Source organism: Undibacterium hunanense, from assembly GCF_014284335.1.
In the GTDB taxonomy this organism is placed as follows: Bacteria; Pseudomonadota; Gammaproteobacteria; order Burkholderiales; family Burkholderiaceae_D; genus Undibacterium; species Undibacterium hunanense.
Genome location: NZ_JACOGF010000010.1, coordinates 50,113 through 63,890, shown reverse-complemented (window position 1 = coordinate 63,890; position 13,778 = coordinate 50,113). Strand labels below are relative to the sequence as shown.

At 51.1% G+C, this 13,778-nt stretch carries 12 protein-coding genes; 8 read left to right on the top strand and 4 right to left on the bottom strand.

Annotated elements, in window-relative coordinates:
• Positions 1–15: 15 nt before the first annotated feature.
• The 3 genes from H8L32_RS18620 to H8L32_RS18610 form a co-directional block, all read right to left on the bottom strand.
• Positions 16–1,524 carry an RHS repeat protein gene (locus H8L32_RS18620; protein ID WP_186948774.1) on the bottom strand — a complete coding sequence of 503 codons (1,509 nt, stop codon included), beginning with the start codon at positions 1,522–1,524 and terminating at the stop codon, positions 16–18.
• The gene (locus H8L32_RS18615) at positions 1,521–4,109 is read right to left on the bottom strand and encodes a DUF6531 domain-containing protein (protein ID WP_186948773.1); all 2,589 of its coding nucleotides are present in this window, start codon (positions 4,107–4,109) and stop codon (positions 1,521–1,523) included. The genes H8L32_RS18620 and H8L32_RS18615 overlap by 4 nt, the downstream gene beginning before the upstream one ends.
• Before the next feature lie 428 nt (positions 4,110–4,537).
• Positions 4,538–5,443: a LysR family transcriptional regulator gene (locus tag H8L32_RS18610; protein WP_186948772.1), complete on the bottom strand. Its 906-nt coding sequence runs from the start codon at positions 5,441–5,443 to the stop codon at positions 4,538–4,540.
• 163 nt (positions 5,444–5,606) lie between these two features.
• Between H8L32_RS18610 and H8L32_RS18605 the strand changes: the two genes are divergently transcribed.
• Positions 5,607–6,290, top strand: a complete 684-nt coding sequence (locus tag H8L32_RS18605) for a haloacid dehalogenase type II (RefSeq protein WP_186948912.1) — start codon at positions 5,607–5,609, stop codon at positions 6,288–6,290.
• A gap of 33 nt (positions 6,291–6,323) precedes the next feature.
• Positions 6,324–7,910 carry a malate synthase A gene (gene aceB / locus H8L32_RS18600; RefSeq protein ID WP_186948771.1) on the top strand — a complete coding sequence of 529 codons (1,587 nt, stop codon included), beginning with the start codon at positions 6,324–6,326 and terminating at the stop codon, positions 7,908–7,910.
• A 95-nt stretch (positions 7,911–8,005) separates the two neighbouring features.
• Here the strand turns inward: aceB and paaX are convergent, their stop codons facing one another.
• Entirely contained in the window at positions 8,006–8,932 is a 927-nt protein-coding gene (paaX, locus tag H8L32_RS18595) for a phenylacetic acid degradation operon negative regulatory protein PaaX (RefSeq protein ID WP_186948770.1), read from the bottom strand.
• Between the two features lie 220 nt (positions 8,933–9,152).
• On the opposite strand from paaX, the gene paaA reads away from it, so the two are divergent.
• From paaA to paaG, 6 genes are read left to right on the top strand one after another with little or no spacing between them, the layout of a single operon-like run.
• Positions 9,153–10,142, top strand: a complete 990-nt coding sequence (gene paaA, locus H8L32_RS18590) for a 1,2-phenylacetyl-CoA epoxidase subunit PaaA (RefSeq protein ID WP_186948769.1) — start codon at positions 9,153–9,155, stop codon at positions 10,140–10,142.
• A gap of 18 nt (positions 10,143–10,160) precedes the next feature.
• A complete protein-coding gene (gene paaB / locus H8L32_RS18585) occupies positions 10,161–10,445 on the top strand; it encodes a 1,2-phenylacetyl-CoA epoxidase subunit PaaB (protein WP_110252930.1) in 285 nt (94 codons plus the stop codon).
• Positions 10,446–10,491: 46 nt separating this feature from the next.
• Positions 10,492–11,271, top strand: a complete 780-nt coding sequence (gene paaC / locus H8L32_RS18580; protein WP_186948768.1) for a 1,2-phenylacetyl-CoA epoxidase subunit PaaC — start codon at positions 10,492–10,494, stop codon at positions 11,269–11,271.
• Positions 11,265–11,795, top strand: a complete 531-nt coding sequence (paaD, locus tag H8L32_RS18575) for a 1,2-phenylacetyl-CoA epoxidase subunit PaaD (protein ID WP_186948767.1) — start codon at positions 11,265–11,267, stop codon at positions 11,793–11,795. The genes paaC and paaD overlap by 7 nt, the downstream gene beginning before the upstream one ends.
• Positions 11,796–11,828: 33 nt before the next feature.
• Positions 11,829–12,905, top strand: a complete 1,077-nt coding sequence (paaE, locus tag H8L32_RS18570) for a 1,2-phenylacetyl-CoA epoxidase subunit PaaE (protein WP_186948766.1) — start codon at positions 11,829–11,831, stop codon at positions 12,903–12,905.
• Positions 12,906–13,709 carry a 2-(1,2-epoxy-1,2-dihydrophenyl)acetyl-CoA isomerase PaaG gene (paaG, locus tag H8L32_RS18565; RefSeq protein ID WP_186948765.1) on the top strand — a complete coding sequence of 268 codons (804 nt, stop codon included), beginning with the start codon at positions 12,906–12,908 and terminating at the stop codon, positions 13,707–13,709.
• Positions 13,710–13,778 lie beyond the last annotated feature (69 nt).

Here is a 13,778-nt window from a genome sequence, read left to right as displayed (position 1 = left end):
GTGCGCGATCACCGTTTATTTGGCTACGACTACAGGCACACCTTCTAGATAAATGTAGTCAATGTCGCTTTGGCCGGTACGTTCGCTGATCAGCTTTCCATTTTTATCGTAAAAATACATGGTAGTGGTGGCCGCACTGGTACTGGTTGCAGGACGTATTTTTTGAATGCGCTGACCCAAAGCGTTAATCAGGTATTGCACCACACCAGCGCTGGTGTTCACAGAGATCATGCGTCCTCTGGCATCGTAATTAAATTGATTATTGCCATTGCTGGTGATGCTTCCGTTGGGGTCGGTGCCAATGGTATTGCTTTGACTATCGATTACCTGTGCCAGACGATCATTGTTATTGCCGTAGTTATATGTGGTGTTGGCAGTGCCCGTACTTTTCGTTTTACGGTTGCCAAAAGCGTCGAAACTGAAGCTTTGGCTGTTCTGTGGAGTTACATAACTAGTGAGTCTATCTTGCAAGTCATAACCATACGTGGCCTGGCGGACCGCGCTATTGATTTCGTTGATGGCAGTGATGCGGTTAGCTGCATCGTAAGTAATTTCCTGCACCTGGTTGTTCAAGGTATAGCTTGAAATTCTTCCGTCAAGGTCAAAGCCGCGAGTAGAGGTTTGTCCTGCGCTATTGCGATAGCTTTGTACACTGTCGAAGGGGCGATATGTGATTTGGCTTGCCACTGTCGCCAGCATGCCATCTTTGCTGCTATCAATCTGTGTGATGCGGCCAATTGAATCGCGTGTATACGTCACAACCCGTCCATTTGGATAGGTTAATGTTTTCAATCGTCCTGCGCTGTCGTAAGTGTAGCTTGTGGTACTGGGGCCTGCGGCAGCATTTGTTGGCATGCTACGTGTTTCACTGAGTATCCGGCCGCGGCTATCGTAGTTGTATTGAATTGTGCCACTGGCATCGCTGATCTGGGTAAGGCGTCCTTTGGCATTGACACCCTGGTCGTAGCTATATTCAGTGGACGTGTTATCGCTGTAGACGATGCGACTTAAGCGGTTTATTGCATCGTAACTATAGGTGGTAAGCTGGCCTTTCGCATCTTGTTTTCGTAGCACGTTGCCGGCTGCATCTACTGTAAACGTGGTGCTTCCCGTTTCTGCGCTATTGATTGCAAGTTGGTTACCCAGGCCATCGACTGTGTAAAGCGTTTCTCTCACGCCTAAGTTGGCAATCTTTGTGACATGATTTTGCCCGTCATAGCCATAGCTGATTAGCGGCATCGCATAGTTGCCGGTAGTAATTGCCACAGGTTCAGTCTGTATCTCAAGGCGTCCCAAAGCATCGTAACGGTATGTGGTTGCTGCCCCAGTTCCATTAATTATCTTGGTCACCTTATGCGCATAATCATACTGAAACTGATAAGTCATGCTTGGGCTGTCGGCATGGGCCGTGTTGCAGATGGCAACAATGGCCAGGGTCAGGCCTTTGATCATTCCAAATGCTTTGGATTGATTGCTTTGTTGATGGCGAGTAGTGCTCATGTTAAATGTCCGCAGTTGGTTCATTGCGCACCTCCTGAAATCGACGTCAGGTCACTTGTAAATGGGTCGAACACACGATTAATTTTGCGTGTCAGGTTCCCACCGGTATCTGTAACGGTTTCGGCGGTACGATTGCCCCTGATATCGAGAGTGTAGTTAATGCTATTGCCCAGGCTGTCGCTGATTTTAATCAGGCGTGAGGCAGCATCGTAGGTCAATGTAATGACGCTTTGGTCGGGCAAGGTAATCTGTGTAATCTTGCCGACGCCGTTGTATTGATAGCCTGTGGTTTCAGTGATGCCACCGCCAGTCGTCGCACGCTGGGTCAGCCAGCCGCGCGGTGAATAACTCAGATTGGTGACGACGCCGTTCGGGTCGGTGATGCTGCCTAAACGGCCATTTGCATCATAATTGGACAAGGTAGTGATATGACCAAGTGCATTGGTAATGCTGGCCAGATTGCCCTGGCTGTCATAGCTATACACAGTCTTGCTGGTAATGTCCGTGCGCGGGCCAGTAAGGCTGAGAACCTGACCAAGGGTATTGTAGGTATAGGTCCATGTACGAGGAACGCCAACGACTGCGGCATTGGCGCCTTGATTGCCATTGGTGTCACTGGTTGCCTGTTCGGTGCGAGTGAGTATATTTCCCTTTGCGTCATAGGTATAAGTGATGCGGCGCAAAGGTTGATTCACTTGTACCGGAAGGCGATAAGTGGGGTGCCAGGAGGTTGTTGTAGTTAACGCGAGTGCCGAACCAGCTCCCCTTGTGCGTTTTATTTCCAGGTTGCGATTCAGGTCAAATTCAAATGTAGTTGTATTCACGAAATCACTGAAACTGATCACATTGCCGTTGGCGTCATACGAGTAGCCCGTTGTTCCAGGACAACCAGAGCAGTTGGCGTAGGTACCAACAAAACGTGAAACGCCAAGCACGCTCTTGAACACCCAATTCGTTTCACTAGCGGTGGGCGCTGCAGTAGTTCCCCCAAAAAACTTAAGGCTATGCACGTCGTTGGAGCCGTCTTCACTGTAGGAATAGTTGATGGTGACTTTTTCTATACCGTCAGCATGCTGGGACATCACGGCCTTGCCACTGCAGTCATAGCCCCATGACAAAGAACGAACGCCGTCTTCATTGGTGATGCCTGTCAAGGAGTTCATCAAGCTGCCAAAACCATTGCCGACCAATTCGACCCGGCAAGGGGTGCCTGCATTAATCAATGCGGATTCGTTATAGTGATATGTTTTGGTTTTGCCGCCCGGGTAAGTCACACTGGTCAAATTGCTTGCAGCGCAAGCGGGGTTGATGTTGTTGACTGTCACACATCCACCCGATGGGCCGTCATACGCATATGTATAGACTTGATTGTCTGGCGCAATTGTTTTAACAATACGTCCTGTGATGTCATATTCAAACTGGATTTGCTTGCCCCAGCTATCTGTGACACATAACAGACGATCTGCGGGGGAAATGGGGCCTGTTGAGACATTGCTACAGGCAGGTGCATTTGCAGGGAAGCGTGACACAGTAGTGTCATTGCTGACACCCGTGCTGTATGTCAACGTCTGCGTGACACCTGAGCGTGAAGTAATAGAAAGCAATTTGCCATCAGCACTATATTTTTCAACCTGATCATTTGAAGTATTAACAAAAGTCCAGAGTATTTTATTATTGGCATCAAGGCTTGTACTTAGTCGGTTGTTTATGTCGGAGTCACTTACCCCCACGCCATTAACCATGGTGAATACATTGCGACTACCATTTGGCCTGGCTACGGATACTGTGTCGGGTATAGTCAAGCCGCTTAGTTTTTGCGATTGATCAGGGCAAAAAATACCACCGTCAGCGCCAGAAAAACAGTAAGAATTATCTGTGGTATTGGCGGCCCGCGCAGGCTCTTGCACAATGCGTGAATCGAAACGGCTTACCCAGTGACGTCCAAACAAGCGCACGGTAAAGTCATCAACGTCAGTCCGATTGCTGCTATATGAACGCATGAAGTTAAACCCGGACGTGTTCACGGTGAAGTCAACTTCATTTTCAGTAACGCTTCCGGTTGCTGGGTAGATGGGGTCGCCACAACCAGGATTGGGGTCCGCTTCAGGACCTGGATTGGGTTCTGGTTCAGGTGGCGGATTTGGGCAATCCGGTTTCTTTTTCGGTTCCGGTTGTTTGGGTTTGGGGACTACACAACCTGCTGGCGCCCAGGCATTGGCTTCGACCCACACTGCTGGTGTCGGGCAATTGCATGAGGTTTTGCTTTCACTTAACTGACTACCGCCTGGACAAATTCTAAGTTTAAGTACATAGAACAAATAATTCGCCAATCCAATTGGATTGCCCTGAGCATCTATTTCATGCTCTACACAAGTCTTCTGCTCGTCAGTATTCGGGTATGGACTTCCCACTGGCGCAATACCAAATACACGTAGCGGATTGGTATTGTCTTTAGTTTTAAAGGCGCAGTACGCCTCAGCCGTCCCGAAAAGAGGATCGTGACCATCTACATCCGCCCAGCCAACTTTGGGACCAGGTGCAGTCGAACCAAGTGCAAACGCGACAGACTGAAGCAACAGCAAAAACATGAAGAATATAAGTTTACGCATACCAGAATTTAAAAATTTGACACAAGAAGGGTTTCATACATCGAGGATGCATGATCATTAGAACTTGATCGATATGGCGATGTAGATCAACACCGCCAAGCAGGAGGGGATTGAAGACACGCACGCGCAAAACCATGATTACATTTGCGCCCGAATTGCTATAAAAAGTCGCAACAATTATATTATGAAAAAGTCTTCAATGTTAATATTTGTTACAAAAATTTTGCAGTGCGGTATTTATTCGGGATTGTTTGATGGTGTAAAGATAATATTGATGAATGTGTTGATGCAGGCTATTCGTAACTGCTCGTCGCAAGTCCGTCTGGCCTGATTCTCATGGCCTTGATCTGGCTTACTCAATTTACTCAATCCCTTGGTTTCGATATAAATATGTGAGCGCTGTTAGTGCCAGAAAAATAAAAGTGGCATCACGATTTCTTCCAGTAATTCGGCTGGCTGTAGGCATGCCGCAGGAAGTCGATGAAGGCGCGTATGCGCAGGGGCAGGTGGCGGCGCTGGGCGAATATGGCGTAGATATCGTTGCCTGGTGCATTGAATTCATCCAGTACGGTGACCAGTTTGCCGCTTTCAATTTCTGCCCCCACTTCCCACATCGAGCGCCAGGCCAGGCCCTTGCCTGACAGCGCCCAGTCATGCAGGACCTCGCCATCATTACAGACCATATTGCCTTCCACCTTCAGCGTGACATTTTTGCCGTTCTGGCGAAAGGTCCAGCCGCGCTGGCTGCCATCGGCGCTGAAAGCCAGGCAGTTATGCTTGCTGAGTTCATCCAGCGTATTTGGTGTGCCATGGCGCTTGATGTAGGCAGGTGAGGCGACTACCACGCGCTTGTTGTCCGCCAGCTTGACGCCGATGAGGTTGGAATCGGTCAGGGCGGCGATGCGTATCGCCACGTCTATGCCTTCACCGATCAAGTCCACCACACGGTCATTCAGGCTCAGCGTCAGTTTGACATCGCGATGCTCACTCAGAAAAGATGGCATCAGTGGCGCCACATGCTGGCGGCCAAAACCTGCCGGGGCTGAAATCGTCAACGTGCCGCTGGCGCGGGCACTACGTTCAGACACGGCGCCTTCTGCCGCTTCCAGATCAGCCAGTATGCGCTGGCAATCTTCCAGAAAGGCTTCGCCTTCATTCGTCAGTGCCAGCTTGCGGGTGGTACGCTGCAAGAGCTTGACGCCCAGGCGTTCTTCCAGCGCGTCCAGGCGGCGGCCTATCATGGCGGGGGCGACGCCTTCGGCCCTTGCTGCGGCTGACAGGCTGCCGCGTGTTGCCACTTCGGCAAAAGTCGAGATTTGTTTGAACTGATCCATGGCAACCTGGCTGGTTAATCTTCCATTTGCAACTAAAATGAAAAGATGTAGTGATGAAATTCGATGATTATGTGATTTTATATTGAATATACTGCTTTCATGTTAATGGCGATTAAATTTTTGAAACGCTACTTTTAATGCATTCTTGATACCTTAACTGAAAATCATGCCCATATCAGCCATCGCTTTTGACGCTTACGGTACCTTGTTCGATGTGTATTCCATCAGTGAACAGGCAGACAAGCTGTTTCCCGGCAAGGGGCAGCTGTTGGCAGAATTATGGCGTGACAAGCAGATTGAATACACACGTCTGCGTACCATGTGCAGCATGTACAAGCCATTTTGGGAAGTGACGCAGGATGCCTTGATTTTCTGTTGCCAGAAGCTGGGGCTGGAACTGAGTCTGGATGCACAAAATACCTTGATGGGCCAGTATGCGCGCCTGCAAGCCTTCCCTGAAAACCTGCCCGTACTGCAAGATTTGCACAAGCAGGGTTTGAAGATGTCGATTTTATCGAACGGTAATCTGCACATGCTACAGTCAGCGGTTGATGCGGCTGGCATGCAGGGTCTGTTCAGTCATTTGCTGTCGGTTGAAGTCGTCAAAAAATTCAAGACAGCGCCCGAAGCCTACCAGATGGCACCTGATGTATTTGGTGTGCCGGCCAAGAATATCCTGTTTGTATCCAGCAATTGCTGGGATGCCTGTTGCGCCACCTGGTTTGGTTACACCACATTCTGGGTTAACCGGCAAAATGCGCCGCTGGAACAGTTGGGCGTCACGCCGCATGGCGAAGGGCGCAGCCTGCAAGACCTGATCGCGTTTGTTGAAAAACATCGCCACTGATTTCGTTTTACATTATTTTTTCTGGAGACCATCATGACACAACTGACTTTACCTGAAGGCATGCAAATTACTGGCGAAATCAAACCAGGCTTTGCCGAGATTCTGACACCTGAAGCACTGGCCCTGGTTGCCAAACTGAGCCGCGCATTTGAACCGCGCCGCCAGGAATTGCTGGCCGCCCGCGTAGAACGCGCTAAACGCCTGGATGCTGGCGAGACACCAGACTTTTTGCCAGAAACCCTGCATATCCGCGAAGGCGACTGGAAAATTGCACCTATCCCCAAAGCACTGGAATGCCGCCGTGTAGAAATCACCGGCCCGGTAGAGCGCAAGATGGTCATCAACGCCTTCAACTCAGGCGCTGACAGTTACATGACAGATTTCGAAGATTCGAATACCCCGAACTGGGACAACCAGATCACCGGCCAGATCAATATGCGCGACGCCGTGCGTCGCACCATCAGCCTGGAACAAAACGGCAAGTCCTATAAGCTGAATGACAAGATCGCCACCCTGGTCGTGCGCCCACGCGGCTGGCACCTGGATGAAAAACATGTGCTGGTTGATGGCAAGCGCATCTCTGGCGGCATCTTTGATTTTGCCCTGTTCCTGTTCCATAACGCCAAAGAGCAACTGGCGCGCGGCGCTGGCCCTTATTTCTACCTGCCGAAGATGGAATCGCATCTGGAAGCACGTTTGTGGAATGATATTTTCGTCATGGCACAAAATGAAACTGGCCTGGCGCAAGGCACCATCAAAGCTACAGTACTGATCGAAACTATCGTCGCTGCTTTCGAGATGGATGAGATCCTGTATGAACTGCGTGAGCATAGCTCTGGCCTGAACGCCGGTCGCTGGGATTATATTTTCTCTTGCATCAAAAAATTCAAGAACGACAAAGATTTCTGTCTGGCAGACCGTGCCAAGGTCACCATGACGGCGCCTTTCATGCGCTCATACGCCTTGCTGTTGCTGAAAACCTGCCACAAGCGCAATGCACCGGCCATCGGCGGTATGGCAGCACTGATCCCTATCAAGAACGATCCTGAGAAAAACGAAATCGCCATGGGCGGTGTACGTAATGACAAAGCCCGCGATGCAACTGATGGCTACGATGGCGGCTGGGTAGCGCATCCAGGTCTGGTTGATCTGGCCATGACAGAATTCAAAAAAGTACTGGGCGACGCACCGAACCAGATTTCCAAACAGCGCCCGGATATTGAAGTCAGCGCCAAGGACTTGCTGAACTTCCAGCCAGAAACACCAATCACCGAAGCGGGCCTGCGTTACAACATCAACGTCGGCATTCATTACCTGGGGGCATGGCTGGCTGGCAATGGTTGCGTGCCTATCCATAACCTGATGGAAGATGCGGCAACGGCAGAAATCAGCCGTTCCCAGGTCTGGCAATGGATACGCTCGGCCAAGGGTAACCTGGAAGATGGCCGCAAGGTCACTGCAGGCATGGTGCGTGCCATGATTCCGGAAGAACTGGTCAAGGTCAAGGAAGTCGCTGGCACAGGTGCAACTTATGACCGCGCAGCGCAAATTTTTGAAGAGATGTCGACTTCAGAAAACTTTGCTGAATTTTTGACTCTGCCTTTGTATGAAGAGATCTGATCATCATAAATAGGATGCTGGCCTGATAGTGGCAGATGTAAAAGCGCGGACCAGTTTATAGCTGGTCCGCGTTTTTATTTTGCGGCTTGCGTCTGTCAGTTGGCAAAGCGTTGTTGCAGATCTGTAGCAGCGGGGCCGGTGCTGCTGGCGTTGCTGCTGCCGTCCAGGGCTACAGACAGCAATTGTTCTGCCTGTTGATAGCAGCATTGATATACAGCGCGACACAACTGATAGGCCTTGCTGCCAGCCCAGTCAGCCGGGCGTAATTCTGCTGGCAGGTGCGGGTCATGCAATTGCGTGCGACGGAAATTGTGGATCAGCAGACTGCGTATGACGAAGGCGGCAGGTGCCTGCAAATCCTGGTTGCTGATTAATTTCAACAGAGGGGAAAAGTTGTCGATGAATTTCTGGTAGCTGGCATTGACTTCATCCAGTTGCCAGTGAGACTTGATCAGTGAATGCAGGGGCAGGCCGTGTAACTGTTCATCATCCCTGGCGCTACAGATCAGTAATTGATTGCGGTAACCTGTGCGATCCAGAATGTCCTGCAAGGCCACCCTGTCTGCCTGCGGATGTGCAAAGACGCCGGTATTGATCTGGCGGAAGCCTTCCCAGCTTAATTCCTTCTTCAGCTGGTTTTTATTGCCGCTGCCTGCATCGCTATTACTGGCAATCAGCAGCGTCCAGTGTTTGTCCCAGACTGGTGATTGCTGTGTGTACACCCTTTTATACGCATGCTGGAAGCGGGCATAGGTGGCCGTTGCCAGTTGATAGCTGCTGCGACGGCCATCGCGTTGGGCTTCCAGCCAACCTTCGTCAGTCAGTCTGAAGACGCTGGTGCGTACCAGGCGGTCACTGATGCCGAAATGGCCCATCAGCGTGATCAACTCTCCCAGCCAGATACTGCCACCGTGCGGCGCGATGGCATCGCCAAACACCGTCATCACCAATGATTTGGCGCGTGGCGGATCCCTGGCGATGCTTAGTTCTATCCAGTCCTGGATTTTTGCTTCATTTCGCATACGATACTTTTAGGTTAGAGCCCAGATGATGTCAGACAGATTTTACCCAAGCCTGGCTCTGCACACGCAGATTTACATCCCGCTATTGTCATGCGGAAATACCTGTTTAAATTAAATGATACAAAAAAACACTAACATCAATAAAAACTGTATCATATAATTTGTTTGAGGCAGATCAAGTTTTTGTATCTTTACAAAGTACTCAGAAGGGGATGTTGTCATGTATGCACAATTAGTGGAAACAGGTCTCTCAAAAGTCCGCACGTCCGAAGAATTAAGTGATGCAGAGCGTGCCTTCCAGGACAGAATCGATGCCGGTATCCGCATTGAAGCCAAAGACTGGATGCCTGATGCCTATAGAAAAACCCTGATACGGCAAATTTCACAGCATGCGCATTCCGAAATCGTCGGTCAGTTGCCGGAAGGGAACTGGGTCACCCGTGCACCTACCCTGAAACGCAAAGCCATCCTGCTGGCCAAAATCCAGGATGAAGCAGGGCATGGCCTGTACCTGTACAGCGCTGCTGAAACCCTGGGGGTATCACGTGATGAGCTGCTGGCTGACCTGCATTCCGGCAAGGCCAAGTATTCCAGTATCTTCAATTACCCAACCCTGAGCTGGGCTGATATGGGTGCCATAGGCTGGCTGGTCGACGGGTCTGCGATCATCAATCAGATACCGCTGTGCCGCTGCTCTTACGGTCCTTATTCACGTGCCATGATACGCGTCTGCAAAGAAGAATCCTTCCATGCGCGCCAAGGGTACGACATCATGATGGCACTGTGCCGTGGCACAGCAGAACAAAAAGCCATGGCGCAGGATGCATTGAATCGTTACTGGTGGCCAGCGCTGATGATGTTTGGCCCCTCAGACGCGGCATCGGTGAACAGTGCGCAATCGGCGCAATGGCGTATCAAGCTTTTTTCAAATGACGAATTGCGTCAGCGCATGGTCGACCAGACCGTGCCACAGATTGAATATCTGGGTCTGCAACTGCCAGACCCTGCCATCAAGTGGAATGAAGAACGTGGCCATTATGATTTTGGTGACATTAACTGGGATGAGTTTTACCAGGTCTTGAAAGGCAATGGCCCCTGCAACCGTGAACGCCTGCGTACCCGTGTCAAGGCCTATGAAGATGGTGCCTGGTTCCGTGATGCCTTGCAGGCGCATGCAGACAAGCAGCACGATCAAAAAAAGAGCGCATAAAAATACTGGAGACCAATGATGAGCAAAGAATGGCCCCTGTGGGAAGTATTCATCCGCAGCCAGCACGGTCTGGCGCACAAGCATGTAGGCAGCCTGCATGCACCGGATGCAGAAATGGCGATCAACCATGCACGCGATGTGTACACGCGTCGCAATGAAGGCGTCAGCATCTGGGTGGCGCGGGCCGGCGATATTTTTGCCAGCAGCCCCGGCGACAAGGAAGCCCTGTTTGAACCATCGAACAGCAAGGTCTATCGTCATCCGACTTTCTTCCCCATGCCGGATGAAGTCAAGAATCTGTGATCGAACAAATCTATACATCATAGCTAAATAATTCTGGAGAATTGAGATGTCAGAGGATAAGTTCAATCACAAGCACAATGACAAGTTCAGCCATGTTTTACGCCTGGCTGATCATGCAATGATACTCAGCCAGCGCCTGTCGCAATGGTGTGGCAAGGGGCCTGCGCTGGAAGAAGACATGGCACTGACCAATGTTGCCCTTGACCTGATAGGCCAGGCCAGGCTCTGGTATAGCTACGCAGCAGAACTGGAAGGCAAGGGCCGTACAGAAGACGATCTGGCATTCTTGCGTGATGCGCACGACTTTCATAATTTTTTGTTGCTCGAACAGCCGAACGGTACTTATGCCGATACCCTGATGCGGCAATTTTTGTTTGATACCTGGCATTACCACTATCTACAGGCATTGCAGCAATCCAGCGATCAGCAGATCGCTGCCATCGCAGAAAAATCCCTGAAAGAAGTCACTTACCATTTGCGCCGCAGCAGCGATCTGGTGGTGCGGCTTGGTGATGGTACCGAATTGAGTCAGAAAATGATGCAGGCGGCGCTGGACGAATTGTGGCGCTTCACTGGTGAAATGTTCATGGATGATGAGGTTGATGTCGCGATGCATGAAGCAGGTATCGCTCCCTTGCCTTCACAATTGAAGTCAGCCTGGGATACCCATCTGGCGGATGTCATGCATGCCGCCACCTTGCACCTGCCGGATGCCAGTAGCTGGATGCACAAGGGCGGCAGACAAGGCGTACATACCGAACATATGGGTTACCTGCTGGCAGAAATGCAGTTCTTGCAGCGCGCCTATCCGGGGGCGCAATGGTAAGCATCGCTATAGCAGATGTGAATTATCCGCCCGCCAGCACAGGGCAGATCTGGCAATGGCTGGGTGAAGTCAGTGACCCCGAAATTCCGGTTATTTCAGTAACGGACCTGGGCATCATCCGTGCAGTGGAATGGCAGGGCACAGAATGTGTGATCACGATTACGCCCACCTATTCTGGTTGCCCGGCCATGGATGTGATTGCCGAGGAAATCGGCAAGACATTGCAGGCGCATGGCATCAACACACCCAGCATCGTGTATCAACTGTCACCTGCCTGGAATACAGACTGGATGACGGAAGCAGGCAAACAAAAGTTAAGCGGCTATGGTATCGCACCGCCACAGCAACAGGTAGTAGATATCTCCTCCATACAACGTTATCGAGAAGTGCAGCCAGCCATCGCTTGCCCACAATGCGGTTCTGTCGATACTCAGTTGGTCAGCCAGTTTGGATCAACTGCCTGCAAGGCGCTGTATAAATGTAAGGCTTGCCTGGAACCTTTTGATTACTTCAAACCGCATTGAGCGAATAAAAAAAATAAAGGGAGACGACAATACATGAGCAAATTTTACCCGCTGACAGTCAGTCAGATACGGCCAGAAACCCGTGATGCCGTGGTATTGAGTTTTGCCGTGCCTGCCGGCTTGCAACAACAGTTTATCTATCGTGAAGGCCAACACCTGACCCTGCGTGCGCAAATAGCTGGTGAAGATATACGGCGTTCGTACTCGATTTGTTCTGCCGTGCAGGATGGACAATTGCGGGTTGCCATCAAGCGCGTGCAGGGCGGCGTATTTTCCAATTGGGTGCACGACAGCCTGCGCACGGGGATGGCTATCGATGTCATGCCTGCCATGGGACATTTCAATCTTCCCCTGGCTGCTGAGCATGAAAAACATTATCTGGCATTTGCAGCGGGCAGTGGCATCACCCCCTTGTTGTCCATCATCAAGACTACGCTGCAGACAGAGCCACGCAGCAAATTTACCCTGGTATATGGCAATCGCGCATCATCGACTGTCATGTTCAAGGAAGAACTGGCAGCATTGAAAGACAGTTACCTGCAGCGCCTGAACCTGATCTACATCATGAGCCGCGAGCAACAGGATATAGACTTGTTCAATGGCCGCATCAGTGCAGAAAAATGTATGAACCTGTTTGATCAATGGATACGCATAGACGACATGGATGCCGCCTTCATCTGCGGGCCGGAAGACATGATGCACGCTGTCAGCACTGCGCTGCAGCAGCGTGGAATGGCCAAAGAGCAGATCAAGGTCGAGTTGTTTGCCGCCAGCATACCGACGCACCGGCATGTCGCCAGCGCCAAGCCTCTGCCTGGCAAATCGTCTTGCGTCGTGACGATTATCATGGATGGTCATCACACCCATTTCGATATGGAAAAAGATAAGGAATCTGTACTGGATGCAGCCTTGAAGCTGGGGCATGATATGCGTTATTCCTGCAAGGGTGGGGTATGTTCGACCTGCCGTTCCAAAGTGGTGGAGGGCAAGGTCGATATGGACAGGAATTATGCCCTTGAAGATTACGAAGTGGCACGCGGATTCGTGCTGACCTGCCAGAGCTTCCCGGTCAGCGATACCCTGACCCTGGATTTTGATAGCGAGAATTGAATGGACTATTCCCACATCCTGTTTCACATCAGTGACGGCATTGCCCACCTGACCCTGAACCGCCCGGAAAAGCTTAATAGTTTCAACGTTGCCATGCATTTGGAAATACAGGATGCGCTGACTGTGCTACGCGCTGATGCCTCGGTGCGCGTCATGGTATTGACTGGTGCCGGGCGCGGCTTTTGTGCAGGCCAGGATTTATCTGACCGTGCCGTGAAAGGAGACAATGCGGCCGACGCTGCGCCGCCTGACCTGGGTGCGTCAGTGGAAAAATATTATGCACCGCTGGTGCTGGCCTTACGTGCTTTACCCATCCCGGTTATTTGCGCCGTGAATGGTGTGGCAGCCGGTGCCGGTGCCAACCTGCCACTGGCTTGCGACATCGTATTGGCAGCACGCTCGGCCAGTTTTGTTGAAGTTTTTTGCAAGCTGGGTTTGATACCGGATACCGGCGGCACATACTTTTTGCCACGCGCCCTGGGCACAGCCAGAGCCATAGGCGCAGCCATGCTGGGCGGCAAAATCAGTGCTGAGCAGGCAGAGCAATGGGGGCTGATCTGGAAGTGTGTGGATGATGATCAGTTGCAAGCCGAAGCCATGGCTTTGGCCACGCATTTTGCATCTGCTCCGACAAAGGGCCTGGCCTTCACCAAGCAGGCAATCTACGCCAGCCCGCAGCACACCCTGGAACAGCAACTGATATTGGAAACCAATATGATGCGTGAACTGGGACAAAGTCAGGACTATCGTGAAGGTGTGGCGGCGTTTGTAGAGAAGCGTGCGCCAAAGTTTGTTGGCAAATAAGTTTGGACTTTCGCAAAATTGTCCCAACAAGGCGTAGCGACGAAGGCAGTACTTTAGTACGACTAGGCG

Bases quoted from the DNA above. Each gene is read 5' to 3' on its own strand.
- H8L32_RS18620 (WP_186948774.1), bottom strand. From the start codon at position 1,524: ATGAACCAACTGCGGACATTTAACATGAGCACTACTCGCCATCAACAA.
- H8L32_RS18615 (WP_186948773.1), bottom strand. From the start codon at position 4,109: ATGCGTAAACTTATATTCTTCATGTTTTTGCTGTTGCTTCAGTCTGTC.
- H8L32_RS18610 (WP_186948772.1), bottom strand. From the start codon at position 5,443: ATGGATCAGTTCAAACAAATCTCGACTTTTGCCGAAGTGGCAACACGC.
- aceB (WP_186948771.1), top strand. From the start codon at position 6,324: ATGACACAACTGACTTTACCTGAAGGCATGCAAATTACTGGCGAAATC.
- paaX (WP_186948770.1), bottom strand. From the start codon at position 8,932: ATGCGAAATGAAGCAAAAATCCAGGACTGGATAGAACTAAGCATCGCC.
- paaA (WP_186948769.1), top strand. From the start codon at position 9,153: ATGTATGCACAATTAGTGGAAACAGGTCTCTCAAAAGTCCGCACGTCC.
- paaB (WP_110252930.1), top strand. From the start codon at position 10,161: ATGAGCAAAGAATGGCCCCTGTGGGAAGTATTCATCCGCAGCCAGCAC.
- paaC (WP_186948768.1), top strand. From the start codon at position 10,492: ATGTCAGAGGATAAGTTCAATCACAAGCACAATGACAAGTTCAGCCAT.
- paaD (WP_186948767.1), top strand. From the start codon at position 11,265: ATGGTAAGCATCGCTATAGCAGATGTGAATTATCCGCCCGCCAGCACA.
- paaE (WP_186948766.1), top strand. From the start codon at position 11,829: ATGAGCAAATTTTACCCGCTGACAGTCAGTCAGATACGGCCAGAAACC.
- paaG (WP_186948765.1), top strand. From the start codon at position 12,906: ATGGACTATTCCCACATCCTGTTTCACATCAGTGACGGCATTGCCCAC.